Annotated in this window: 23 protein-coding genes; 7 read left to right on the plus strand and 16 right to left on the minus strand. The window is 61.9% G+C overall.

Annotation, left to right across the window (positions count from 1 at the left end; translation table 11 throughout):
* Positions 1-125: 125 nt before the first annotated feature.
* Entirely contained in the window at positions 126-1,979 is a 1,854-nt protein-coding gene (locus tag VF629_RS22075) for an HD domain-containing protein (protein WP_331060673.1), read from the minus strand.
* A 101-nt stretch (positions 1,980-2,080) separates the two neighbouring features.
* Between VF629_RS22075 and VF629_RS22080 the strand changes: the two genes are divergently transcribed.
* Entirely contained in the window at positions 2,081-2,917 is an 837-nt protein-coding gene (locus VF629_RS22080) for a CvfB family protein (RefSeq protein ID WP_331060674.1), read from the plus strand.
* 233 nt (positions 2,918-3,150) lie between these two features.
* Positions 3,151-3,807, plus strand: a complete 657-nt coding sequence (locus VF629_RS22085; protein ID WP_331060675.1) for an NAD-dependent epimerase/dehydratase family protein — start codon at positions 3,151-3,153, stop codon at positions 3,805-3,807.
* Positions 3,808-4,205: 398 nt separating this feature from the next.
* Here VF629_RS22085 and VF629_RS22090 read toward each other — a convergent pair whose 3' ends face one another.
* Positions 4,206-5,450 carry a serpin family protein gene (locus VF629_RS22090; protein ID WP_331060676.1) on the minus strand — a complete coding sequence of 415 codons (1,245 nt, stop codon included), beginning with the start codon at positions 5,448-5,450 and terminating at the stop codon, positions 4,206-4,208.
* A gap of 682 nt (positions 5,451-6,132) precedes the next feature.
* Here VF629_RS22090 and VF629_RS22095 point away from each other — a divergent pair.
* On the plus strand, positions 6,133-6,612 hold the full coding sequence (locus tag VF629_RS22095) for a hypothetical protein (RefSeq protein WP_331060677.1): 480 nt from the start codon (positions 6,133-6,135) through the stop codon (positions 6,610-6,612).
* Between the two features lie 115 nt (positions 6,613-6,727).
* On the opposite strand, the gene VF629_RS22100 is transcribed toward VF629_RS22095, so the two are convergent.
* Positions 6,728-7,261 carry a GlxA family transcriptional regulator gene (locus tag VF629_RS22100; protein WP_331060678.1) on the minus strand — a complete coding sequence of 178 codons (534 nt, stop codon included), beginning with the start codon at positions 7,259-7,261 and terminating at the stop codon, positions 6,728-6,730.
* 81 nt (positions 7,262-7,342) lie between these two features.
* Between VF629_RS22100 and VF629_RS22105 the strand changes: the two genes are divergently transcribed.
* The 3 genes from VF629_RS22105 to VF629_RS22115 all read left to right on the plus strand — a co-directional run bounded on the left by VF629_RS22105 (position 7,343) and on the right by VF629_RS22115 (position 9,019).
* Positions 7,343-7,768, plus strand: a complete 426-nt coding sequence (locus tag VF629_RS22105; RefSeq protein WP_331060679.1) for a VOC family protein — start codon at positions 7,343-7,345, stop codon at positions 7,766-7,768.
* 28 nt (positions 7,769-7,796) lie between these two features.
* Positions 7,797-8,336, plus strand: coding sequence for a dihydrofolate reductase family protein (locus VF629_RS22110; protein WP_331060680.1), 540 nt, complete (start codon positions 7,797-7,799; stop codon positions 8,334-8,336).
* 305 nt (positions 8,337-8,641) lie between these two features.
* Positions 8,642-9,019 carry a VOC family protein gene (locus tag VF629_RS22115; RefSeq protein WP_331060681.1) on the plus strand — a complete coding sequence of 126 codons (378 nt, stop codon included), beginning with the start codon at positions 8,642-8,644 and terminating at the stop codon, positions 9,017-9,019.
* Positions 9,020-9,115: 96 nt separating this feature from the next.
* Here VF629_RS22115 and VF629_RS22120 read toward each other — a convergent pair whose 3' ends face one another.
* From VF629_RS22120 to kdpF, 9 genes are all read right to left on the minus strand, one after another.
* Positions 9,116-11,086 carry a KUP/HAK/KT family potassium transporter gene (locus tag VF629_RS22120; protein WP_331060682.1) on the minus strand — a complete coding sequence of 657 codons (1,971 nt, stop codon included), beginning with the start codon at positions 11,084-11,086 and terminating at the stop codon, positions 9,116-9,118.
* Between the two features lie 21 nt (positions 11,087-11,107).
* The gene (locus tag VF629_RS22125) at positions 11,108-12,010 is read right to left on the minus strand and encodes a HAMP domain-containing protein (RefSeq protein ID WP_331060683.1); all 903 of its coding nucleotides are present in this window, start codon (positions 12,008-12,010) and stop codon (positions 11,108-11,110) included.
* A gap of 230 nt (positions 12,011-12,240) precedes the next feature.
* Positions 12,241-14,040, minus strand: coding sequence for a HAMP domain-containing sensor histidine kinase (locus VF629_RS22130; RefSeq protein WP_331060684.1), 1,800 nt, complete (start codon positions 14,038-14,040; stop codon positions 12,241-12,243).
* Positions 14,041-14,175: 135 nt separating this feature from the next.
* Positions 14,176-15,342 carry a sensor protein KdpD gene (locus VF629_RS22135; protein WP_331060685.1) on the minus strand — a complete coding sequence of 389 codons (1,167 nt, stop codon included), beginning with the start codon at positions 15,340-15,342 and terminating at the stop codon, positions 14,176-14,178.
* Positions 15,343-15,482: 140 nt separating this feature from the next.
* Positions 15,483-16,613 (minus strand): porin, encoded by a 1,131-nt coding sequence (locus tag VF629_RS22140; protein WP_331060686.1) that lies wholly within the window; start codon positions 16,611-16,613, stop codon positions 15,483-15,485.
* Between the two features lie 98 nt (positions 16,614-16,711).
* Positions 16,712-17,272: a potassium-transporting ATPase subunit KdpC gene (gene kdpC / locus VF629_RS22145; protein ID WP_331060687.1), complete on the minus strand. Its 561-nt coding sequence runs from the start codon at positions 17,270-17,272 to the stop codon at positions 16,712-16,714.
* A 184-nt stretch (positions 17,273-17,456) separates the two neighbouring features.
* Entirely contained in the window at positions 17,457-19,502 is a 2,046-nt protein-coding gene (kdpB, locus tag VF629_RS22150; protein ID WP_331060688.1) for a potassium-transporting ATPase subunit KdpB, read from the minus strand.
* A 126-nt stretch (positions 19,503-19,628) separates the two neighbouring features.
* Positions 19,629-21,329 (minus strand): potassium-transporting ATPase subunit KdpA, encoded by a 1,701-nt coding sequence (gene kdpA, locus VF629_RS22155; protein ID WP_331060689.1) that lies wholly within the window; start codon positions 21,327-21,329, stop codon positions 19,629-19,631.
* Positions 21,330-21,437: 108 nt separating this feature from the next.
* Complete coding sequence (gene kdpF, locus VF629_RS25845) at positions 21,438-21,518, minus strand: K(+)-transporting ATPase subunit F (RefSeq protein WP_414653924.1); 81 nt, start codon at positions 21,516-21,518, stop codon at positions 21,438-21,440.
* A gap of 425 nt (positions 21,519-21,943) precedes the next feature.
* On the opposite strand from kdpF, the gene VF629_RS22160 reads away from it, so the two are divergent.
* Positions 21,944-22,255, plus strand: coding sequence for a hypothetical protein (locus VF629_RS22160; RefSeq protein WP_331060690.1), 312 nt, complete (start codon positions 21,944-21,946; stop codon positions 22,253-22,255).
* 112 nt (positions 22,256-22,367) lie between these two features.
* Here the strand turns inward: VF629_RS22160 and VF629_RS22165 are convergent, their stop codons facing one another.
* From VF629_RS22165 to VF629_RS22180, 4 genes are all read right to left on the minus strand, one after another.
* On the minus strand, positions 22,368-23,723 hold the full coding sequence (locus tag VF629_RS22165) for a sigma-54 dependent transcriptional regulator (protein ID WP_331060691.1): 1,356 nt from the start codon (positions 23,721-23,723) through the stop codon (positions 22,368-22,370).
* 308 nt (positions 23,724-24,031) lie between these two features.
* On the minus strand, positions 24,032-24,409 hold the full coding sequence (locus VF629_RS22170) for a hypothetical protein (protein WP_331060692.1): 378 nt from the start codon (positions 24,407-24,409) through the stop codon (positions 24,032-24,034).
* 53 nt (positions 24,410-24,462) lie between these two features.
* The gene (locus tag VF629_RS22175) at positions 24,463-25,056 is read right to left on the minus strand and encodes a hypothetical protein (protein ID WP_331060693.1); all 594 of its coding nucleotides are present in this window, start codon (positions 25,054-25,056) and stop codon (positions 24,463-24,465) included.
* 170 nt (positions 25,057-25,226) lie between these two features.
* Positions 25,227-25,514, minus strand: coding sequence for a hypothetical protein (locus VF629_RS22180; RefSeq protein WP_331060694.1), 288 nt, complete (start codon positions 25,512-25,514; stop codon positions 25,227-25,229).
* Between the last annotated feature and the right edge of the window lie 139 nt (positions 25,515-25,653).

The raw sequence follows: 25,653 nt of genomic DNA on the forward strand, positions 1-25,653 counted from the left end.
GTTTGCCCACTTTGTTGCTGTTGGAGAATGGCCACGATTTGCGCTTCGCTGAATCGACTCTTTTTCATAAGGGTGAATTGAAGGTGAGAAAATTACGCCTTTCTCTACTTTCAATTGGCCTACTTTCAGGGGAAGCTTACATATACACGAGTATCCACAATTTCTCGGCTTATTGTGGGCTTACTGAGACGGTACCAATCAAAGAATGCAGGACGAGTGGTCTTAGCAGCATTTTTTATCAACTCATTGTAGCGTTTCAAATCCACTAGTACTTTGATTGACGTTCCAACTGGTAAGTCTTTCTCTTTTTGCAATTCAATAACCTCGCTCTCAATTTTCGCCTTGAATACATAGCCTTCGCTAGCTGCTACATGCCGCGTCTTTACTGTAACTTCTTCTCCGATTAGGAAAGCGGCGAGTGCTCCAATACCGAACCGGCCAGAACGCAACACTTTGGATTTTGCACCAACAGCAGCATCATTTTCAAAAGAAGTTTTCCACTGTGAGCTTTTCCGATATGAGGCTCCAGCTCTCAGGAAATAGTCTCGGATAGTTCCCTCTTGCATTCCAATCCCTCTATCCGAAATCACTATCACTGCGCGGCCGTTCGCTTCGTCAAAAGCAGATAACCGTATTGCAACATCTGTTTTTTGATTACGACGAGGTAAACTGGCGTATTCCGGGTGTTCACTGACATATTGTTCGTATTCCCGCACCGCGTCAATCGAGTTCTGCATCAACTCGCGCACGCCATAACTCGGGTCATCGCCATACAAAGGACCGATAAGCAGCTTCAGCAACTCGGCCCGCGCAACATCGAAACGGATACGGTCGGGCACGTAGGATACCGTTTCGGCAAACTCTTTTACGTTGTCAAGATTGGAACGCACCCGACGGAAGGCCAAACCCAACTTGTCCCATCCTTCGATGTCATATCGGCCATATACTTCTCCTAGGACTGCCCAAGAGCTATCCAGTTCTTGTTGAATGCCCGCCAACCATTCTTTCAATCGCAGGAAAACTGCTACCTCATCCGGCTTTACTTTGATGAACAATGCTTCTGGGTCGTCGCCTCTCGTTATGTTCCGAACTGCTTGGTGCGCCTTATGCTCAATCTGGGATATGCCGCTGTAAATTTTTTTGTATTCAAAAATTCGGTTTGAGGTGCGGTCGCTATCAATCTGGAAGTAGTCAGCCACGCGCAGCAGCGCCATCAAGTACACAGCGTGGACGCCTTGGTAGTCGCGTCGGGCTTCTTCGCCAAAGTCGGGCGAGTTTTTCAAGTAGTCGAGGCAGTCCCGAAGCGGCAGGCCGTGGCTGCGGGCAATCAGGCCCACTAGGTTTCGCCACTCACTGGGCAGGCTTTCCTCAAGTTTCAGCATCTGCCCACTTACGCCCGGTACACCGTGTAAAGCCATTTCGTGGGCCAGCCGAGGATGCTGCTGCCGGATGAACTCGCCGATGAGCAGGTAATCGGTGCGCGTAAGGTTACTCCAATGCGCGAACGGGTCTTGCACCGAGGCGCTGGGGACGCCATTGTCGCCGCCGAATACTTTCACGAGCTTGGCATCGTCCCAGCGGCGCGCCAGAAACATAAAGTCGGCCCAGGTTTGCGCCCAGTCAGCTGAATCAAAGGGCGAAACTGGCGCATAAGCCGTGTCCGTGCCTTTAATAAGCTGATAAAACCCAGCCTCGGAGAGGTGCAAGGCGCTGTCGTGAAACAGCACGGCCAATATCAGCGCCGCCGCATCGGCTCCGGAAAAGTAGGGATGAGCCGTATTGGGAATCAATTTGGCTGCCGTGTGGAGCACCTGCTCCATGTGCTGGATGCCATGGTCGGTATAGTCCGGAAAAAACGGGAGCCGGCTAACCTGAAACCAGTCGCTGAAATTTTCGAGGGCCTTTTGCACCACATGCCTGTGCGGCGCATTGCGTAACCTATCTTCTAAAAAAACGGGTAGAGTAATTTCAGCGGGCATTGAGCGCAAGTATGGTCAGATGGGTTTCCAAACTTAACACCAGAACGTACACGTCTATTTTCGCCCGACCTTTGCCCCCTCACCCATCATTCCTCCTGCCAATGGCCAGCCTCCTCCTCGGCGATTACAACGACCTCGAAGTAGCCCGCGAAACCAGCATCGGCCTATACCTGACTTCCGACGACGGCGACCTGCTGCTGCCCGAAAAATACGTGGAGCCCGGCACCCGCGTGGGCGACGTCGTGCGCGTGTTCGTGTACCGCGACTCCGAGGACCGGCTCATTGCCACCAACCTGCGGCCGCTGGCGCTGGTCAACTCCTTCGCCGCCCTCACCGTGAAGGACCACAGCCCAGCCGGCGCCTTCCTCGACTGGGGCCTGGAGAAAGACCTGCTTCTCCCCTACCGCAACCAGCGGCGCGACCTGCGCACCGGCGAGCGGGTGCTGGTGTACGTGTACCTCGACGAGGAAAGCGACCGGCTGGTGGCCTCCGCCAAGTGGAAGCAATTCCTGAGCACCGAGCCCTTCCCCGGTGAAGCCGGCGACGCCGTGCGCCTGCTTGTGGCCGACGAAACCGAGCTGGGCTACCCCGTCGTCGTGAACGGCACGCACCAGGGTCTGCTGTTTCACAACGAAGTGTTCCGGCCGCTGCGCCTGGGCGAGCAGCTGCCCGGCTTCCTGCGCCAGGTGCGGGCCGATGGCAAGCTCGACGTGCGCCTACAAAAAGAAGGCTACGGCGAAGTAGAATCGGCCACCGATACACTGCTGGCGGCCCTGCGCGCCGCGCCCGGCGGCCGCCTGCCCCTGGGCGACAAGAGCCTGGCCGAAGACGTGTACCGCCGCGTGGGCATGAGCAAAAAAGTCTTCAAAAAGGCACTAGGGGCGCTTTTTCGGCAAGGACTGGTGGTGTTGGAGCCCGAGGCAACGGTGCTGAAATAACCTTCGTCATTGCGAGGCCGCAGGCCGTGGCCATCCGTACTGGGCTCAGCACGACACCTTGGACTAACCAGGCTGCTTTTCTGGCGTAAGGTATTTGGCTTTGCTGCGCGTTAAGTTGAAAACAACACGCTTTTCGCAAGCCAAGTCACGCCACTAAGCTGGTCACTGAGAACAGAACGGATTGCTTCGCTTTGCTCGCAATGACCGTTCCGTCCCACACCACTCCTTCCCACATGAAAACTGCTTTACTCACCGGGGCTACGGGCCTGATTGGTTCGCAACTACTGCCCTTGCTGCTGGCTTCGGGGCGGTATTCCAAGGTGATTGTGGTGGGGCGCAAGGCCGTGGCGGTGGTGCACCCCAAGCTGACGCAGGTGGTCACGGACCTGGACCGGCTCGAAGAGGTGCGCCTGCAGCTCATCGCCGACGACGTGTATTGCTGCCTGGGCACCACCATGCGGCAGGCCGGTTCGAAAGAGGCTTTTTACAAGGTCGATTTTCTGTATGTGGTGAGCCTGGCGGCCCTCACGGCCAGCAATTTTGCGGCGCAGTTTCTGGTGGTATCCAGCATGGGCGCCGACGCCGAAAGCCTCATTTACTACAGCCGCGTGAAGGGCCAAATGGAAGCGGCGGTGCGGCAGGCGCCGTTCCGGGCCATTCACATTTTCCGCCCTTCGCTGCTGCTCGGCGTGCGCGCCGCGCCGCGCCTGGGCGAGCGCATTGGCGCCACGGTGCTGCGGGTGCTGCAACCGCTGCTGCGCGGGCCGCTGCAAAAGTACCGGCCGGTGACGGGCGCCGCGGTGGCCGCGGCCATGCTGCGCGCCGCCGAAGACGATGGCGGCGGCGTGCGCGTGCATGAGTCGGGCGAATTTGCCCAGAAGTTGGCCTAAACAGGCTTGTGGCTGGCCCGACAGCAACCAATAGAATCTATTGCCGAGCTTACGAAACGTCCTGTCGAGCGCAGCCAGGACATTTCTCAGAATAACAGCGCGGCCCGGTCCGACCGCCCTAGGCGGTCCGACCGGTTGCTGTGGGGCCGGGATGGTCGAATAGTCTTTGCCATGGCTTCAACCGGTCGGACCGCCTAGGGCGGTCGGACCGGGCCGCGCTGCTTTGCTCATTGATTGGGTTCTCCCTCAGCCGAAATGCTTTGGCTGCGCTCGACAGGACCGTTGAATTTGCGTTGTAAGCGAAAGCCCGACGAGCCCCGCCAGTTGCTGACGGGGCTCGTGGGCTTTCGCTATTTTGTGGCCCAAGTGCTGTTGGTCAGCCTTTGTGCTCGGCTGATTTACGGGTTAGTGAGCTGGCCGATGAAGAGAATGGCGTTGGACGACTTTTCGCGGATGAGGAAGTAGAACGGTCGGTCGACCCGCACCGAGGGCGGCAGCGAAGTGGTCACGACGCCAACGGAAGTGACGGCCGCGGCCTCCGTGCCTTCCTCGTTTACGTCGATGTAGGTTTTGTGCTTCACGCTGCTAATGGCCAGGTTGCTGGCGCTGTTGGCCAGCATTTGGCTAAAGTTGGCCTGCCCGCCAAACGCCACGCCCATGCCCAGTTGGGTGAGGATGTCCACCATTTCCTTTTCGTATTCCAGCTTGAACTTGGGCAGGTGCAGTGCGAGGGTGGTGGTGTCGGCGGCTTGCAGCCAGGTGGCCAGCTGCGAATTGGTGAGGCGGCTGCCCACGCTGGCCAGCGTGCTGCTGCCGCGGGGCACCACCAGCGTCATGCTGAACTGGCGGTTGCCGTAGGGCAGGTCGATGATTTCCTGCTGGGCGTCCTGGTAGCGCAAGTACTTGGCGCCGGGCTCGAGGGTCATGAAATTGACGTTGGCCGTGCTGCCGTTTTCGCGGGTGAAGGGCTCAGGCCGCGTCAGGGCCGGGTCGAAGCGGTAGGTCCAGGCGCCTTTGAAGTAGATGGCGTTGACGAGGTACATCACGTCGTCGGCCTTGGTCTCGTCCACGATGCTCGGGATTTTGCCCTGCGTCTTGGCCGACACCCAGCCGTTGATGGCGTCTTTGGCCGACGGCTGCGTGAAATTTACCCCCTGCACCGTGGCGCCAAAGTAGGTTTGGTTTTTCTGGGTGAAGGCCGGCGCCAGTTGGAACTGCTGGCCGTGCCAGATGGAGTTGGCCGCCGCAAAGGTCACCTTGCTGTCGATGCCCGTGAGCAGGCCGAACAGGCCCTGGAACGACTCGTTGATTTCGGCGTCGGTTTGCGGGGAGAAGCCCAGGGTTTGCTTCATGGCGGCTTTGGTGGTGCCGTCGGCGCCGTTGTAGGCCATGGTGAGCGCCGCCGACACGCTCAGGGGCGACATGCACAGGTTGGCGGCCGGCGTGCCAGTGCGCAGGGCGCCAAAGGAGCGAAACGCAAATTCGTTGGAGCTGGCCACCGTCTTGTTTTCGGCGCCGGTGAGGGGGCGCAGCTTGGGCTCGTTGCTAGGCTCAGGCACCACGGCCTGCTTTTGGCAAGCGGCGAGTAGCAGCGTGCCCGCAGCAACGCTTAAAAGGGCGGTTTTGGGAAAGAACGACGACATAGCACGCAGAAAATGGGGTGGGAAAAGGCACGCAGAGGCCCGCTTACTGGGGCTTCTGGACGCATGACCGGCAGCGTGGCAGCACGGTTGCACGGCCAGTACCCCGTTGCCACTTGTGGGCGAATCAGTGCCCGTTTTAGCGCTTTCGAATCCATAAAGTCAGAATATTGCTCTCGACGCTTTCCGCTTCTGACGAAAGCAAAAAAAATTCCCGTCGAGCTGTAACGTTCGTTCTCATCGACGGTATCCACATACGAAAGCCACCCAATAGCCCCTCACGCAAAAGGCCGCTTCCCAGCTTGCTGCCTTTCTCATTTGGTACCTTCTTCCAAACTGTTCTTCTTCCCTGCTCCACATTTCGTTCCGACGGTGGCGCAGAAATAAGCGTCCAAACCGACCGACCAGAGAGCCGACCAGCTCGAAAAAAGAGCCCAAACGCAAACAGACAAATTTTATCATAAATTTTTGTCACTGATAATCAATCACTAATGGGGATATTAATAGCCAACATGAGGAATAATTGAAACAGTACCTTGCTTTACAAAGTACCTACCATACATTTGTACTGTTCAACGCCCAGTACTGTAGCTCACCCAGACACACTTCCCCTACCCCTGCCTTTTTTCTGCGCTCACCTTTTTTCTGCAAAAAATTTCATCCTCACCTTTTTTCTGTAAAAACCATGAAACGTTCACTCTCCCTCCGCTCCGCCCAACTGCAAGCTGGCGCAACCACTTCCACTCCTGCTCAACGCTCGGCTTCGCCCGCGTTTCTCCGGGCGCTGCTGCTCGGCGGGCTGGCCGTACTCGGCAGCGCCGGCTCGGCCTTTGCCCAAGACGCGCCCTCGGTGAAAGCCAAACAGAATGATGCCCAGTGCTTGGCCCTGACCGTAGAAAACCCCCAGCGGGAGCGCATGCAGATGCAGGTGGTTTCCTTGAATAAGTACACGTGCATCGTTAATGAAGTAAACAGCAATGCCTCTTACGGTAGCCAATTGAACTTCAAAGGGATGCCCGCCGGAAGGTACGCCGTGCTGCTGCGCGTAGGCCGCGAGCGCTACCGCTACAACGTGCAGGTGCAGGAAGGCCCACAAACCACCATTTCGGTGCCCGGCCTCACTCCCGCCAGCCCCGCCGGAATGGTCGCTTCGACCGCCCGCTAGTCGGCCCTAGGGCCTAGCCGGGGCTGCGCCCCCAATAGAATGCCTCGGACCTGGGTGACGTAGTGCTGTGCACTGCGCCATTCGGGTCCGAGGCGTTTTTGGGTATTCTGGCCGTTTACGCGGCCAGGGCCACCGGGCCTTTGCGGCTGTATTTGTCGCGGTAGGCCACCGGCGACACGCCCGTGATTTTCTTGAACAGCGTCCGGAAGGCTTTGGTATCGGAATAGCCCACGGAATACATCACCTCGTTCACGTTTTCCTGCGACGATTCGAGGCTCATTTTGGCGGCTTCAATCTTCACCCGCTGCACGTATTCGGCCACGGTGTTGCCGGTGGCCTTCTTGAAGCGGCGCTCAAAATTGCGGCGGCTCAGGAAGCTCAGGCTCGCCAGCTCGTCAATGGCCAGCTTACCTGTAAAGTTCTTTTCGATGAACTCCTGGGCCTTTTTGATGGGCTCGTCCTCGTGGTCCTTCTGGCCCTGAAAGATGACGAAGGGCGACTGGCTGTTGCGCCCAAAGTCGATTTGAAACACCTTGGCGCAGCACACGGCCAGGTCGCGGTTCACGTGCTTTTCGATGAGGTAGAGTATCAGGTTGAGGTAGGAATACGCCCCGCCGCTGGAGTACAGGCCTTGCTGGTCGGTAACCACCGTTCAACGACGAGACGCAAAATATTGCGTCTCTACAGCGCCAAACCATCCTCACTCCTTTAAAAAAGCCCTTTCAACACCATGGCTTCCCTCGCTCCATACCTCTCCTTTCCCGGCAATTGCCGCGAAGCCCTCGCCTTTTACCAAAGCTGCCTCGGCGGTGAGCTCAACCTGATGCGCGCCGGCGACTCGCCGGAGGCCGCGGCGCATGTACCGGCCGAAGCTCACGACCAAATCATGCACGGCAGCCTAACGGCGGGCAAATTCACGCTGCTGGCTTCCGACGCTCTGGACCCGCGCCACCCGCACACGCCCGGCAGCGGCGTGGCCTTGTGCCTGAACTGCAGCAGCGACGAGGAAATCACGAACCTTTTTGCCAAGCTGGGCGCGGGCGGCACTGTCACCGACCCGCTGGCCGACATGTTCTGGGGCGGCAAGTTTGGCTCGCTCACCGACCGGTTTGGCATGTACTGGCTGTTCAATTTTGACAAAGCGCCCGCGCAATAACCCTTTCTCTACCCAACCTTTCCAGCCCATGTGCAAAGTAGTTGCCGCCGAATACCTCACCCTGGACGGGGTGATGGAAAACCCCGCCTGGACCGCCCCTTACTTCAACGAAGAGCTGGGCGAATTTCAAAGAGAATTGCTTTTTGCCAGCGACGCGCTGCTGCTGGGCCGCGTCACCTACGAAGGATTTGCCGCGGCGTGGCCCGGCATGAAAGACGAGGATGGCTTTGCCGACCGCATGAACAACATGCCGAAGTACGTAGCCTCCCGCATGCTGCAAACAGCCGGGTGGAACGCCGAAATTCTGCCGGGCGACGTGGCCGCCGCCGTGGCCAAGCTCAAGGAAGAGCCGGGACAGAACCTGCTCATTTACGGCAGCGGCCAGTTGGTGGAGTACCTGCGCCAGCACGACCTCATCGACCAGTACCGCCTCATGGTGCACCCGCTGGTGCTGGGCAGTGGCCAGCGCCTGTTCACCGCCGAAATCAACTCTACTTTCAAGCTGGTGTCGTCGCACACCACCAGCACCGGCGTGCTCGTGCTTACCTACGAACGGGTAAGCGCCTAGGACATCCATCTCTCCGTCATGTCGAGCGCAGCCGAGACATCTTGCCTACACGTCAACCTCACCTCCGGCCCTACCGGGCACAACCCCTCTCCCGCGGAGAGGGGAGCCTGACAGATTGTAGCGCGGACTTTTAGTCCGCGAGCTGCTCGCTTCCAAACAGTTCATGCGCGGACTAAAAGTCCGCGCTACGGCCCTGCCGGGGGTGAGGTCGACGTGTAGGCAAGATGTCTCGGCTGCGCTCAACATGACCGTTCATGTGCTGAATGCTTCTAACTGATTTTTTGATTGCTTGACAACTTCCCTTCATGGACTTTAAACTTGAGCTCATTCCCATGCCGGTGGCCGACATCGACCGCGCCAAACAGTTTTACGTTGAGCAAGCCGGCTTCCGGCTCGACCACGACGTGCGGCCCAGCCCCGCGGTGCGCGTGGTGCAGCTCACGCCGCCGGGCTCGGGCTGTTCCATCGTGCTGGGCGCGGGGCTGCCGGGCATCGTCATGGCGCCGGGCTCGCTGCGGGGCCTGCACTTGGTGGTGGCCGACATTGCCGCGGCCCGCGCCGAGCTGGCCGGCCGCGGCGTAGCCATGGGCGAGGTGCAGGACCTGGGCGGCATCAAATACGCCGGCTTCAGCGACCCCGATGGCAACACCTGGACCTTGCAGGAAATCGCGGGGCGCGGCTAGCACCTGATTGAGGGTAGGAGGGTAAGAGGGTATGGGGGTAGGAGTTTCTCGATTTCTAACCCTCTTACCCTCTTACCCTCTTACCCCAAAAACCTCTCAGTCGCGGGTGAGGTGCAGCTCGGGGCGCGGCGGCATCTGGAGGGGCACGTTCTCCACGACGTAGGTGCTGTTGTCGAGGCCGAAGCTCTCGGTTTCGGAGGCGCCCAGCCACTTTAGCCAGCCGTGGAGGCGCAGGGCGGTGCGCTGCCAGCCGCGCAGCAGGTACTGGTAGGGCAGCGTTTTGTTGAGCACCACAAACTGAAAGTCGCCGCTGACCTCCTGCCCGCGCAGCGACTCGTAGCGCGAGGTGATGTCGACTTCGTGGTTCTTCACCAAATCGGCCACCACTTGCCGGAACATGTAGTTCAGGGCGTGGTCCACGCGAAAGCCGAGGTAGAAGTCGATGCGCACCAGCTCGTTGGGCAGCACGTGCGTTACGTGGTAGCGGCGCGTGTAGGGCTCGTCGGTGGTCGTGACGTGCACCAGGTAGTACACGTCGGCCCGCTTGGGGCGCTTCCTGAAAATGCTGTGCACCACGCCGTTTTCCACCTGCCCGGCGGCCTCGGCCTTGGTGAGGTACACGAGGTGGGTGGCGTATTTGGGCACGCTCGCGTCGTTGCTGAGCTGCTGGAGCAGCGGCAGCCACTCGGCCAGGTCCACGAATTCGGTGAGCTCGTTGCGGATGCGCTGGCCCGCCACCCAGCTCAGCATCACGAGCAGGAGCACGCCGGCCAGCAGCACGCTCAGCCAGCCGCCGTGCGTGAACTTGGCCAGGTTGGCAATCAGAAACGAGCCTTCGATGACGAGGTAGAGGCCAATGAGCAGCACTATCCAAACGGGCTTGGCGCGGCGCAGGCGCAGGTAGTAGGCCAGCAGCGCGGTGGTCATGAGCATGGTCACGGTCACGGCCAGGCCAAAAGCGGCTTCCATCCGTCCCGACTCGCGGAAGTACAGCACCACGCCCACGCAGCCGGCGCACAGCAGCCAGTTGAGGCTGGGCACGTAGGCCTGGCCGCGCAGCTCGGTGGGGTACTGCACTTTCACCTTGGGCCAGAACCGCAGCCGCAACGCCTCGATGACCAGCGTGAACGACCCCGAAATGAGGGCCTGCGAGGCAATGATGGTAGCCAGCGTGCACAGCCCAATGGCCGGCAGCAGCGCCCACTTCGGCACGAGCAGGAAAAACAGGTTTTGTTCGCCCAGCGGCGGGCCCAGGTGCTGGAGCAGCCAAGCGCCCTGCCCCAGGTAATTGAGCAGCAGGCAAATTTTAACAAAAGCCCAGGACACGTAGATGTTCTTCCGGCCCACGTGGCCCATGTCGGCGTAGAGGGCCTCGGCCCCAGTGCTGCACAGGAAAATGGAGCCCAGCAGCCAAAACGCCCCGGGCACCTGCGTGAGCATGGCCAGGGCGTAGTGGGGGCTCAGCGCCCGCAAAATGCTGGGCTCCTGCACCAGGTGCAGCACGCCCAGCACGGCCAGCATGGAGAAGAACAGCAGCATCACCGGCCCAAACAGCTTGCCGATGACCTGCGTCCCGAACTGCTGAAACGCGAACAGCGCCACGATAATTACCACCACAATGGGCACCGTATTCAGGTCGGGCTTCAGGATGCGCAGCCCCTCAATGGCGGAAGCCACCGAAATGGGCGGCGTGATGATGCCATCGGCTAGCAGGGCCGCCGCCCCGATGATGGCCGGCAGGTAGAGCCGCCGCACCGGCAGCCGCCGCAGCCGCGCATACAGCGCCAGAATGCCGCCCTCGCCGTGGTTGTCAGCGCGCAACGCAATGAACACGTACTTCACGGTGGTGAGCAGCGTGAGCGTCCAGATGATGCAGGAGATGGTGCCCAGCACCACCGCCTCGGTCACGGGCTGGGTCACGAACACGCCCCGCACGGTGTAGAGCGGCGAGGTGCCAATGTCGCCGTACACGATGCCCAGCGCGATGAGCGAGCCGGCCGCGGTGATGCGGGCGTGCAGGTGGGCGTGCGAGGGGGACGGCGGCGAAGCTTCGGCGGTAGCGCTCATAGGCAGGCAGAGGGGCAGGGTTTAGGCGTCGGGCGCGGCGCCGTGGGCGAGCAGGGCGTCGGCTGTGAGTTGGAGTTGGCGGCTTTGCTCGCGCAGGCGCTGCACCAGGCGCTGCTGCTCCAGGGCCTCGGGGGCCGTGGGCGGCACGCCGGGGCGGCGGTGCACCGTCACCACATCCAGCGGGCCCGTGGAGTCGATGCGGGGCGTGCCGTCGGCCATTTCGTAGCTTTCCAGCTTGCGGGCCATGTCGTTGAAGGCCCGGGCTACCTCGGCAAATTCCTGGTATTCGGACGTGGCCAGGCGCTGGGTGTAGTCGCCGGCCGCCAGGCGGCGGATGCCGCGCGTGAGTTCTTCCACCGGCTTGGTCACGTAGTCGGGAAAAGCAAAAATGAACGAGAACGTAGCCAAAATGCCCAGCCCCGCCAGCAGCCCCAGCGTGGTGATGGTGCGGGTGGCCACGGTGCGGGTGCGCTGGCTTTGCCGCTCGATGGCGCTCAGGTTGAGGGACGCCACGCGGTCGACCTGCCGGCGCAGCTGCCGGTACAAGCCGCCAGAACTGGCCGCGGCCGGGTCGGCGGCCGCAAATTGCCGAAAGCCCACGGCCACGGAATCGGCCAGCGGGCCCTCGCCGGGCTCGGTGATGTTTTGCCGCTCGGCCGCGATGTAGCGCTCAAAGGTTTGGCGGGCCTGCTCGGCGGCGGGCGCCGCCGCGGGCCCCGCGCCGAGGCGGGCGTCGCGCAGGTCAGCCAGGGCGTTGGCCAGGCGCCGCGCGTAGTTCACCGAGCGGTAGTTGTCGCGGAGCGTGGCCTCGGCGCTGCGCGAAAGCCGGTGCAGAAAGTACCCGCCCACGCCGCTCAGCAGCACAATTATCAGGAAAAGGAAGCCCAGGCCCAGGGTGAGTTTGGATTTGATGGTGGCTGGCATGGCGGGAAAGGAATGGTGGAAGAAGACCAAAGCGAAAGGTTGAAGCGGTTCGGGGCCGGTGTCTGTGCCGGTTCGGGAACCGCTCTTAAAGTGAAGAGCACAGGACTTGGTGTTCAACTTTTGACTCTTCACTTTTGACTCCGCCCACAGCTGTGCATCGACTGTGAAATTGCTGCGAAAATGCCCGCGCGGCCGGCGCGCGGCTGGTCAAGCTTGGGCCGAGGCCCTACCTATCCTGCTGCCACCGGCAAGGTAAAGCGGAACGTACTGCCGCTGCCCAGCTCGCTCTCCACCCACAGCCGGCCGCCTTGCGTGGCAATGAACTCGCGGGCAATGCTCAGGCCCAGGCCCGAGCCGCCGCGGTAGCCGGCCTTGTCGGGCAGCTGGGCAAAGCGCTGGAAGATGCGCTCGTGGTGCTCGGCCGCGATGCCGGGGCCCCGGTCCTGCACGCTCACTTGCACAAAGCCCCCGGCCAGCGTGGCGTGTACCGCCAGGAATTCGCCAACCGGCGAGTAGCGAATGGCGTTGGCCAGCAGGTTGATGAGCACCCAGGTAGTTTTTTCCACGTCGGCCAGCACGTTGGGCAGGTTCACGGAGCGGTGCAGCTCCAGGCGCAGCTGCTTGTCGTCGAGCTGAGGCTTTACGGTGGCGGTGGCAAAGGCCACCACCTCGGCCAGGTCGGTGGGCCGCACGTCGAGCTGAATGCCGGCGCCCGCGTCGAGGCGCGACACGTCGAGCAGCTCGCCCACCATGCGCTGCAGGCGCTGGGTTTCCTGCCGGATGTGGCCGGTAATGCGCATTCGCTCGTCGGCCGGCAGGCGCTCGTCCTGCAGCAGTTTGGTGTTGAGGTTGATGCTGGAAAGCGGCGTTTTGAGCTCGTGCGACACGGTGGCCAGGAAATTCGACTTCACCTGGTCCAGCTTTTTGAAGTCCGACACGTTGCGCAGGGTCAGGATGTGGCCCACAAACTCCGTCTTGCCCGTGATTTCATTGAACGACACCAGGTCCTGCACCGCCAGCCGGTAGAAGGCTTCCTCGCCGCGCTGGGCAATGTGCAGCAGCGGCGCCTCGGCCACGGCCGTTTCGCGGTTGGGCGCGTCCAGCGGCTTTATCATGGCCTGGAACAGGTCGTTTTCGAGGCGCACGGCGGCGGCCGGGCGGCCCACCAGCTTTTCGGCGGGCGTGCCCAGCAGCTCGCACACCACGGGGTTGGCCAGCAGAATGCGGCGGCTTTCGTCGAGCAGCAGCAGGCCCTCGTCCAGGGTGTTCACGATGCTGGCGGCACGGTTGCGCTCGGTTATCAGCTCGGCGGCGGTGGAGTTGCGGTACTCGCGCAGCTGCCCCAGCATGCGGTTGAAAGCCCGCGCCACCTGCCCAAACTCGTCGTGGCTTTCCTGCGGGATGGTGGCCGTAAAGTCGCGCTCGGTGGCGTGGTTCAGGGCGGCCGTGAGCTTGCGCAGGGGCTGCACGGCGGCTTCGGGCACGCTGCCGGCCAGCGCCAGCGCCAGCAGCGTGGCCAGCGTGATGAAGAGTAGCAGATTGCGGTTGGCCTGGTCGGCGCGGCGGTTGGCGGCGGCGGTTTTCAGGTTGAGGGCGCCGGTGTTGAGGGCAATCATGCGGTGGGTGAGCTCGCGCAGCCGGGCCGGTGCTTCCGATACCTCCGGCGGGCCGCCTTCCTGGCGGCCGACGACCGCCAGGGCTTCCTGCTGCACGCCTTGCAGCTGGCCCGTGGCGTCCCACAGCTCGTCCACCAACTGCTGCTCGCCGGGCTCGGTCACGTTGTTGGCTTCCGCCCGCAGAGCCGCCACAAAGCCGCCAATGCCCGCTGTGTCGCGGAGCGGCTGGCGCTCCAGGCGGTCCAGGCTCTTGAGCATGCGTTGGCCCAGCTCGATGGAGTGCACGTTGGCCTTGAGCACGTCGCGCGAGCTGCGGTCGAGCTGCCGCAGGGAGTACCACGCGTACCCGCCGATGCTCAACACCAGCAGCAGCATGGCCAGGAAACCCAGGTTGATTTTGGTTTTGAGGTTCATGGGATTTAGTTGTCAGTTGCTCGTTGTCAGTTGTTAGCTGCTCGTTTTTAGTTGTTAGTTATTAGCCATTTATCAGCAATTGTTAGTTCTTTAGCGTCCGGACGATACAAACAACTGACAACGAGCAACTGACAACTAATACGTCACCAAATACACGTCCAAATCCTGCTCGTCGCGGGCCACGGCGCGGAGCAGGTCTGTCGTGACGCCCCGGCGACTGACTTGCTCCCACACGCTTTTTTCGCGGGTGATGCCGCACACCAGCAAGGTGGCGTTTTTCTCCTGCGCCACCCGCCGGATGGCGCCCACAATGTCGTCGTCCTTCACCCGCAAAATCTGGGCGCCCAGCTCGGTGGCCAGCTGCAAATTGTTCAGCAAATGCCGCTGCGTGGCCAGCCCGATGCGGTCGGCGGTTTCGCGGCCGGTTTGCACGTAGAGGACGTACCAGGCCGCGGCCGAAAACCGGTCGGCCAGCCGCGAGGTCTTGCGGATGATTTCCTTGGCCGCCTGGTTGTTGGAGTTGATGCAGGCCAGCAGGCGGTCGTCGTTGCGGCGGGCCGGCAGCACGGCGGGCGCGCCACCGGCTTCGGACTCCACCTGCCGGCCCAGCAGCTGGGCCACCTCGCGCACCGCCAGCCGCCGCAGCTGCAGCAGGTTTTCGGCCTGGAAAAAGTTGGCCAGCGCGGTGGGCACTTTGGCCGGGTCGTAGATTTTACCTTCCTCCAGGCGGGCGCGCAGCTCGCCCACGGTCAGGTCCACGTTCACCACTTCGTCGGCCAGCTTCAGCAGCTGGTCGGGAATGCGCTCGGTCACGTCCGTGCCCGTGATTTTCAGCACTTGGTCGTGCAGGCTTTCCAGGTGCTGCACGTTCACGGCCGTAATCACCGAAATGCCCTGCGCCACCAGGAATTCCACGTCCTGCCAGCGTTTCTCGTGGCGCGAGCCGGGCACGTTGGAGTGGGCCAGCTCGTCGACGATGACGACCTGCGGGCGGCGCTGCACAATGGCTTCCACGTCCATCTCCTCCAAGGCCCGGCCCTTGTAGAAAAGTTGCTTGCGCGGCAGCAGCGGCACGTCGCGCAGCTCGGCCACGGTGCCGGGTCGGTTGTGCGTCTCGATGTAGCCGATGAGCACGTTCACGCCGTGCTGGTGCAGGTCGTGGGCCTCTTGCAGCATGCGGAAGGTTTTGCCTACGCCGGCGGCCAGCCCCAAATAGATTTTGAGCGTGCCCCGCCGCTTGGCCTGCACCAGGCGCAGGAACCGCTCGGCGGAAGTATCGCGCTGGTCTTGCTCAGGTGACATGGGAGTGGATGAGTGACGATAAACTGTTTGTCATGCTGAGCGAAGTCGAAGCATCTCTCCCGCAGTAGTAAATGATTACTCTCTCCGTAGAGATGCTTCGACTTCGCTCAGCATGACGGTTAATTCCATTGCTCAAGGCCTCAAAAGGAAATGGCCATGCTCGTGGTCAGGTTGCCGTAGCTGCGGTTGGTGGCGTCGTCGTCGCGGGAAAAAATCCCGTTGATGCCGTTCAAGTACCGGCCTTCCACCCGGAACAGCACGTTGCTGGCGGGGGCGTAGTCCAGGTTGAGGGAGCCGCCCGCCACGCGAAACTCAGCGTCGGTGGCGGTTGGCTTGATGCTTTGGATAATCACGCCACGCTCGGCCAAGTAATACTCGCCGCGCAGGGTAGCGGAGAACTTATCGGCCAGCTTTTGCTTGACGAAAACCGCGCCGGTGTGCCAGGTGTCGTACTTCTCCGAAGCCACGCCTTGCTGCTTGCCCACGTCGAATACCAGGGCCAAGTTGGTGCGCTCAGTGGCGGCGTAGGTGACGTAGAAGTCGTGAAAGTAGCGGCGCCGCTTGGTTTCCCCGGTCGGCTGCTCGTTGCCGTAGAACGTGCTGCTGTTGACGAGCACCTTGTCCGAAGGCTTCCACTGAATCTGGGTGCCGAGGGCTTTGGCCTGGTTGGTTTCGCGGATGTTTTGCCAGCCGTTCAGCACCAAGCCAGCCAAGGTCAGCTTGGGGCCCACTTCGTAGGTAAAGCGAGCGCCCGACTCGTAGTAGGGCGAGTTTTCGGCCATCATCGAGCGGGTCAGTGTCCAGTTGTCCTTCGAAATGGCCGACTCAAACCCGATGTGCGAACCGAAAATGCCCAAGTCTAACCAGGCTTTGTCGAACGGCCGGAAGCCGGCGTACGCCTCGAACACGTGCTTCAGCACCTGGTCCTCGGCCGCGTAGTTGGCGCTCACGTAGGTGCCGGCGTGCAGGCCCAGCGCCCCGCGCACCTTCCCATCGTCGTAGCGCACCCCAATCAGGGCCTGGTTGATGGTGAACTCATTTTGGCGGCTGTGCGAATACAGGAACGACTGCCGGTTGTTGCCGTTGGCGTGCTTGAAATCGTAGCCGTAGTACCCATCCACAAAGCCGTAGGTGGTGAGCGGGTTGGGCGTAGCTTCCGCGGGGGCCACGGCCGGCGGCACCGCCAGGGCGGGGTCGGTGGTGGGGGTGGTTTGGGCCAGGGCGGCACTCGTGCTGAGGGCCACCAGGGCCGGCAATAAGAGGTTTTTCATGGAAATCAGGCCAAACCAGGGGTCGGCCAACAGAAGGGATAAGGAAGCCGCGTCGGCAATGGCCGCGCAGCGCATGAATCGATTGTTTGGCAAACCTATTACCGCCCAGCTAAGGCATCGAGCGCCAGGTTCAGTTTAAGCAGGTTGATGTGGTCCGGGCCCAGCGTGCCGGTTTCGGTGTGCTGCTGCACCAGGGCCCGCACGCGGGCCTCGTCCAGCCGGCGAGCGCGGGCCACGCGGGGCACCTGCACCAGCGCGCCCTGCGGCGAAAGGTGCGGGTCGAGGCCCGAGCCACTGGCCGTAACCAGCTCAGCGGGCACGTCGGCGGCGCGCACGCCGGGGTTTTGCACCAGGAAGGTGTCGAGCCGGGCCTTCACCACGGCCAGATACTCCGGGTTGCTCGGCCCCTTGTTAGAGCCGCTCGAACCGTCGGCGTGGTAATCCGCCGCCGAGGGTCGGGAGTTGAAGTACTCCGGTTTGTCGAACTTCTGGCCCACGTTGGCGAAGCCCACCACGCGGCCGTTGCGGCTGATTTGGACGCCCTCGCCCCGGCCGGGCGCGGCCTGGGCCACCAAGGTTACAAAGGCCGGATAAAGCACGCAGCACAGCACCATCATGGCTAGAGTGAGGCGGAGAGCAGGAATGAATTGGGATTTCATAAAATTTAAGTTGATGGCACGGGGCTTAGCCCCGTGCCGATTATCAGCAGGCTTCTGGCCTGTGGCACGTGAACGACTCGCAGCACATTCGTTCTGATGGCCGCGGGCCAGAGGCCCGCTAGCAACCGACACGGGGCTAAGCCCTACCGGGTACGACCCCGCGCCATCATTCTGGTTGAATCAGTTACAAAAACACCCCCACAATCAAGTCAATGACTTTGATGCCGATGAAGGGCACTATTACCCCGCCCAGGCCATAAATCAGCAGGTTGCGGCGGAGTAGCGCCGAGGCCCCGATGGGCGTGTAGGCCACGCCTTTCAGCGCCAGCGGCACCAGGGCGGGGATGATGAGGGCGTTGAAAATCACGGCCGAGAGGATGGCCGACTGCGGCGACTTCAGGCCCATGACGTTGAGCGCGCCCAGGGCCGGGATGGCCACCATGAACAGCGCCGGCACGATGGCGAAGTACTTGGCCACGTCGTTGGCGATGGAGAACGTGGTGAGCGTGCCGCGCGTCATGAGCAGTTGCTTGCCGATTTCGACCACTTCGATGAGCTTGGTGGGGTCGTTGTCGAGGTCGACCATGTTGCCGGCTTCCTTGGCGGCCTGGGTGCCCGAGTTCATGGCCACGCCCACGTCGGCCTGGGCCAGGGCGGGGGCGTCGTTGGTGCCGTCGCCCATCATGGCCACCAGCTTGCCCTGCTGCTGCTCGGCGCGGATGTACTGCATCTTGTCCTCGGGCTTGGCCTCGGCGATGAAGTCGTCCACGCCGGCTTTTTCGGCGATGAATTTGGCGGTAAGGGGGTTGTCGCCGGTCACCATCACGGTTTTGATGCCCATTTTGCGCAGGCGCTCAAACCGCTCCTGAATGCCGGGCTTGATGATGTCCTGCAGCTCCACCACGCCCAGCACCCGGTCGTTTTCGCTTACCACCAGCGGGGTACCGCCGTTTTTGGCCACGGCCTGCACCCGCTCGGCCACTTCGTTGGCGTACACCTGGCCGGCAGCTTCCGACAGCTTGCGGATGGCGTCGGCGGCGCCCTTGCGGATGCGGCGGCCGTCGGGCAGCGTCACGCCCGAGCTGCGGGTTTCGGCGGTGAACTTGATGAGTTCGGCGCCCTCCAAACGGTGTTGCAGCGTAGCGGGGTCCACTTTGTTGTCGCGGGCCAGCTCCACAATGCTTTTGCCTTCGGGCGTTTCATCGGTGAGCGAACTGACGGTAGCCGCCTCCACAAACTCCAACATGGACACGCCAGGCGCGGGCCAGAAGTGCGTGGCCTTGCGGTTGCCGATGGTGATGGTGCCCGTTTTGTCGAGCAGCAGCACGTCGATGTCGCCGGCCGTTTCCACGGCTTTGCCGCTTTTGGTGATGACGTTGGCGCGCAGGGCGCGGTCCATGCCGGCAATGCCGATGGCCGAAAGCAGCCCGCCGATGGTGGTCGGAATCAGGCACACAAACAGGGCAATGAAGGAAGCCACCGCAATGGGCGTTTTCGAGTATTCGGCGAAGGGCGCCAGCGTCACGCACACAATCACGAACACCAGCGTAAAACCGGCCAGCAGGATGGTGAGGGCAATTTCGTTGGGCGTTTTTTGCCGCGAGGCACCTTCCACCAGCGCAATCATCTTGTCGAGAAACGACTCGCCGGGCGCGGTAGTTACCTGCACCACGATGCGGTCGCTCAGCACCTTGGTACCGCCCGTGACCGACGATTTATCGCCGCCCGCTTCCCGGATAACCGGGGCCGACTCGCCGGTAATCGCCGACTCGTCAATCGTGGCCAGGCCTTCGATAATCTCGCCGTCGGTGGGAATAATCTCGCCGGCTTCGACCACGAAAACCTGGCCTTTTTGGAGCTGGGACGAGCTAACGGCTTGCAGCTGGCCGTTGTCGAGGCGCACGTTGGCGGGCGTATCCTGGCGGGTTTTGCGGAGCGAGTCGGCCTGGGCCTTGCCCCGCGCCTCGGCAATGGCCTCGGCGAAATTGGCGAAGAGCAAGGTCAGAAACAGCACCACGAACACCGTGAAGTTGTAGCCGAAGCTGCCCTGCGCGGCATCGGGATTCACCAGCAGGCCGATGGTGACGAAGAACATCACCACGGTGCCGATTTCCACGGTGAACATCACCGGGTTGCGGAACATCACCCGCGGGTCGAGCTTCACGAAGGCCTGTTTGGTGGCCTCGGCGATGAGCGCGGGTTGAAATAAGGATTGGGATTGGGTTGCCATTATCAGGAGTAGCAAAAAGGGGGAACGGACTACGTAGCGCGGACTTTTAGTCCGCGTCCCCGCGCCGTTGAATTTGTTCGGGTTTCCGCTGGGGACGCGGACTAAAAGTCCGCGCTACGGACGCCGTTAGTACAGCGTGAAATGCTCGGCCAGCGGGCCCAGGGCCAGGGCCGGGAAGAAGGCCAGCGCCGCGATAATCCAAATCACGAAGAAGACCATCACGCCGAAGGTGGCGGTGTCGACGCGCAGGGTGCCGGCGCTTTCGGGGATGAATTTCTTGCGGGCCAGCAGGCCGGCGATGGCCACCGGGCCAATGATGGGCAGGTAGCGGGCCAGTATCATGACGATGCCCGTGGCAATGTTCCACCACGGCGTGTTGTCGCCCAGGCCCTCAAAGCCAGAACCGTTGTTGGCGGCCGAGGAGGTGAACTCATATAGCATTTCGCTGAAGCCGTGGTAGCCGGGGTTGGCCAGCCAGGCGGCGTACTCGGTGGGGTTGCCGGCGTAGAGGTGGGCGGACATGGCCGTGCCCGTTAGGATGAGCAGCGGGTGCAGCAGGGCGATGATGATGGCGATTTTCATCTCCCGGGCCTCGATTTTCTTGCCCAGGAATTCCGGGGTCCGGCCCACCATCAGGCCCGAGATGAACACGGCCACGATGATGAACACGAAGAAGTTGAGGAAGCCCACCCCCACCCCGCCGTAGAAGGCGTTGGTCATCATGCCAAGCAGCGCGTTCATGCCCGAGATGGGCGTGAGCGAGTCGTGCATGCTGTTCACGGAGCCGTTGCTGGTGACGGTGGTTTGGATGACCCACAGCGCCGAAGCCGGCGCACCCAGGCGGATTTCCTTTCCCTCCATCGAACCCAAGGCCTGGTCGACGCCCATGCGGGAGATGGCGGGGTTGCCGTGCATCTCCAGGGCCACGGTGGGCACTTGCAGCAGCAAGTAGCCGGCCGTCATCACCCCAAACACCATCCAGCCCAGCTTGGGCCGGCCCAGGTAGAAGCCGAAGGCCAGCGCCATGGCAATGGGAATGAGGACGATGGCGCCGTTTTCCACGGCGTTGGTGAGGTAGGTGGGGTTTTCGAGCGGATGGGCCGAGTTGACGCCGAAATAGCCCCCGCCGTTGGTGCCAATCTGCTTGATGCCTATCATGGCGGCAGCGGGGCCGCGGCTCACGTTCACGGAGTCGCCCTGCACGGTCACGATGGGGGCTTTGGCCTGCCAGTTCATGGGCGTGCCCTGGAACACCAGCACCAGCGCCACGGCCAGCGACAGCGGCAAGAGCACCCGCGTGATGCTCTTCACGAAGTAGTTATAAAAATTGCCCAGCTTCTCGGTGGTGCCTTCCTTGAGGGCGTTGAACACGACCACGCAGGCGGCCATGCCGGTGGCGGCCGTCACGAATTGCAGGAACATCAGGCAGAACACCTGCGAGAAGTACGTCGCGCCCGACTCGCCGGAGTAGTGCTGCAGGTTGCAGTTCACCAAGAAGGAAACGGCCGTGTTGAACGCCTGGTCGGGCGTCATGGAGGGGTTGCCGTCGGGGTTGAGCGGCAGGCTGCCCTGGGTGCAGAGCACAAACAAGGCCCAGACGAACCACACCACGTTGATGGTGAGCAGGGCCACCAAATGCTGCTGCCAGGTCATGCCGCGGGTGGCGTCGATGCCGCCCACGCGGAAGAGCAGCCGCTCAAAAGGCGCCAGGAAATCGGTCCAGCTTTTGTCGCCGCGGTACACGGTGGCCAGGTAGCGGCCCAGCGGGATGGCCAGCAGCACCGTGCCGCCGAAAATGAGCAGGATGCCGAGAAGTTCTTTGTTCATTTAGTTGTCAGTTGTTAGTTGTCGGTTGTTAGGCGTTAGCTGCTCGTTTTCAAGTGGTGGCTTCTACAAAAACCCGACAACTGACAACGAGCAACTGACAACTAAAACCTAGAATTTCTCCGGTTTCAGCAGCACGTAGCAGAGGTAGCCGAACGTGGCCACGGAGAGGAAAAGCAGGGCGAGCATCATGGCGATGACGGGGTTAGATGTTGTCGAAAAAATCGACCGATTTGTAGAACAGCCAGAAGGCGGCGAGGCCAGTGACGTAGAGGACCGGAATCAGGAAGACAGCAGCCATAGAATTCAGGAAAAACGGTTGAATGATTGGGTGTGCCAGTCCCAGGGCAAACCCCGGCCCCAAGGGCAAAGCCACGCCGTGCACCCAACTCAACTTCCTGATTTTTAGAGCAATTATTTTATTTACTCATCCCGCGCTAGGTCAGTGGCAACGGCGGCACCGTAGCGTTTCGCTAGTCCGGTTTGCAAAATGCTAGGGTGCGGCCGCGGCCGGAACTAGCCCCAGGGAGCGGCAGCGGCCTTTGGGCGGCATTGGCCCCGCATTGGCACTCAAAAAGGTGCCTCCACCGCTTTGGCAGGGGGTGCTTTTTCCCATCATGCCCGACTTACTCGCCGAGATTACGCAGGCGGCCAAAGCCTACTATGCCCAGGCCGCCGCCTTCCCGCTCACCCCCACCGACTTTCAGGAGTGGCTGGAGTCGCTGCCGCCGGCCCGGCGCGCCGAGGCGCTGGCCCGGGGCTTCGTGGCCAGCCAAGCTGAACCCCATTTCCTGCATTTCTGCCTGGAATGGCGCGGCTACAACCGTCGGGAATTCATGGCCCGCCATCTTTCCGTGGCCGCCTTCGAGTTGTGGGCCACCCACGGCGGGTTCGACGGCGACTTGCCGCCCCATGGCCTTGGAAGGTAGTAATGGGCCTGTAGAGACGCATCCTTGCGTCTCGGCGTTGAAGGGCCATTTGGCTGAAGAAAACCCACGAACCGGTTTAAACGGCGCGGTCCCTGAGAAGCTGTTTGCGTCTCTACAGGCCGTATTCCTGAATTTTGCGGTACAGCGTGGTGTGGGCCACGCCCAGCACCCGGGCTGCTTCGGTTTTGTTGCCGCCGCATTCCAGCAAGATGCGTTGCACGTGTTGCTTTTCCACGTTGCGCAGCGTGCGTGGGTCGTCGGAAACCGAGGCCATGGGAGCGGCGGCCAGCTGAATTTCGACGGGCAGGTCGTCCACAGCCAGCGCATGGTTGGGCGGGGTGAGGATGGAGGCGCGTTCGAGCACGTTTTTCAACTCCCGCACATTGCCGGGCCAGCCGTAGGTTTCCAAGGCCCGCAGGGCTTCGGGGCTGAACGTGAGCGGGCGTTGCCGCAGCTTCACGGCAAATTGCTGCGCGAAGAACAGGGCCAGGGCCGGCACGTCGGCCCGGCGGGCACTGAGCGGCGGCACCCCAATGACCACCACCGAGAGGCGGTAGTACAAATCGGGGCGGAAGTGGCCGGCATCGGCCTCCTGGCGCAGGTTGCGGTTGGTGGCCGCCACCAGACGCACGTTCACTTTGGTGGGCCGGCTGTCGCCCAGCTTGATGAATTCCTGGGTTTCGAGGGCGCGCAACAGCTTGGCCTGCGCACCGGCTTCGAGCTCGCCGATTTCGTCCAGAAACAGGGTGCCGCCGCTGGCTTCCTCAAACTGCCCTTTCTTGTCGGTGAGCGCGCCGGTGAAGGCGCCTTTCTTGTAGCCAAACAGCTCGCTTTCCAGCAAATCCTTGGGAAAGGCGCTGCAGTTGACGGCCACAAACGGCTTGCGGCGGCGCGGGCTGCCTTGGTGAATGGCTTGCGCGAACAGCTCCTTGCCGGCGCCGGTGGGCCCTTCCAGCAGCACGGTGGCATCGGTGAGGGCCACTTGCTGGGCCACGCGCTTGGCCTGCTCCAGCGCCGGCGCGTGCCCAATCATGGAGTCGAAGCTGTACTGGGCCCCGACTTTTTTTTCCAAATCGGCCACGCGGCGCTGCAGGCGGGCTTTGTCGGCGGCGCGGTCTACCACCACGCTCAGCTGCTCGTCGGCGTCGCCCTTGGTGAGGTAGTCGAACGCGCCTTCCTTCATGGCGCGCACGCCGTCGGCAATGGTGCCGTAGGCCGTCATCAGCACCACTTCGGCCAGGGGGGCCAGGGCTTTGTAGCGGGGCAGCAGGTCGAGGCCGCGGCCGTCGGGCAGCTTCACGTCGGAGAGCACCACGAGGACTTCGTCGGCGTGTTCGCGCAGGGCTTGCAGGCCGCGGTGGGCGTCGGGAGCTTGCAGCACGGTGTAGCCATCGAGCTCAAGGGTGCGGGCAATGGCCTGCCGCAGCATGGCTTCGTCGTCGATAAGAAGAATGGTACCGTTGGGCATAAAAGAAGCTGCCGAGGGCTAGCAGAAGCGGTTTGCTTCACCAGAAGCCCTGCTTTCTGATACCGAAGGTACGGGCCGAACTACGGCCAGCCCGCCCGCAGCAAGCACGGCCATCACCCTTTCGCCCCGCCATTTAGAATAAATTCGAAATTCGTGTACGGGATGTAGAGACGCAATATTTTGCGTCTCGTCGTTGAACGATGACGTGTGGACGGTGCCCCACAAACGGCGCAAACGCCGAGACGCAAAATATTGCGCCTCTACATCCTGTGCAGCAAGCGGAACATTGCCCAAATGCGCCCGGCTACCTAGGCCCGCTGCAGGTTCAGGCGCTCCACGGTTTCGCCCTCAAAGTCGAACTCGATGAGCACGGCGGGCTCCTCTCCCACCACCCAGCCGTCGTGGCCCGGCGCGATGGCCACCACCTGCGGCGCCACAAAGTCTTCCTGCACCCCGTCGGCGTACTGAATGCTAATGCGGCCAGACGCGAGAAAGCCCACGTGCGCGTGCATGCACAGCGGCGTGCCCACAATGTCTTTCAGGTTTTTCGACCAGCGAAAGCCCTGCGGGTACACGATGCGCTTCACGCGGGCATCGCCGGTTTGCACTACGTCAACGTGCACGCCGCCTACTTCGCGGTGCGCGGCGCCTTTCAGCGGGGCCAGGAGGGTTTCGGTCGTATTCATGTCCTAACCTACAACTTAAAAATCAGTTGGCGAGGCCAGTGGCAGAGAGGCCGCTATTTTTTGGCTGGCGCCACTATGGTATTGGGTGGCAGCGGAATTTCGCGCGAGGTTTCGAAGACGCCAGGTTCGGAAGCGGTTTCTTCCACGCGGCGCTGCACAATGCGCAAGCGCCGCCCGCCTACGTTCAGCACGGCCAGGTCGGAGCTGGTGCCAGAAGAGGCCTGGTAGCTGCGGAAGCCGAGAAGCATGCCGCTCGGAAAGCCGGCCAGCTTGGCCTTGTCCGCATCGACTATATCGGGCTTGCTGGCAAATTTGCCCAGGTCTATTTCCTGCGGCTGGCTGCCCTGCACCTTGAGGAAGGCGCTGGTTTTGGGATGCTCGGGGTCGTCGGGATTGGGGGCAGGCTTGAAAGCAAACGACAGTTTCAGGGTTTCGGCCTCTTTTAGTTTGGACGGCGCCACGGCGGGAGCCGGAGCCGTCGCAGTGTCGTTGACGGGCGGCGTAGAGAGGGTTGCCGGGGGCACAGCGGCAGGTGCAGCAGGAGCACTTGGGGCAGCAGCCGTGGGCGTGGATTCGACGGGCGCCGTTTGGTTGCAGCTGCCGAGCAGCAGCGCAACTCCACAAAGAGCAAGAGTAATGTTTTTCATATGGGATACAAGGAAAGCCTGAGGCAATAAGATGCGGCAAGTTACTTGCGGCGTGCGCAGTATTGCACGCTATGCCCGCGTTTTTCTCTTCAAAACACCGGATTACAGAAGAGCACAAAAAAGCCCCGTCAAGTGCTGACAGGGCTTTTCGTGACGTTGGCTGAGCTAGCCTACCAACGGCGGCCGTAATGACCGTGGCCGCGGTACCCGTAGGGCCGAGGGGCGTAGTACACCCGCGGCGCAGGCGCGTAGTACGGCGCGGGCACCACCACGACCCGGGGCGGGGGCGCGACGTACACCACTGGCCGGGGCCGATGGTAGCGGGGGCCGTAGTAAGCGCGGGGCGGGGCGTAGTACCCACCAATGCGCACGTTGACTTGCGCAGCGGCCGAACCAGCGGTTAGCAGTTGGGCCGTGAGCAACAGCGCGAAGAGCAGCAGAAATGGACGTGTCTTCATGGAACCAATCATTAAATGAACTTCCGGATATTTTACTGGCTTCGACAGCGCCTGGTTGCCCGGGTTTAATGGCGAGCCAGAGCGGTTTCGGCGTCTGTGTACCGCCGCGCTGTAGCGCGGACTTTTAGTCCGCGAGTAC

This window comes from Hymenobacter sp. (genome assembly GCF_036388155.1).
GTDB lineage: Bacteria > Bacteroidota > Bacteroidia > Cytophagales > Hymenobacteraceae > Hymenobacter.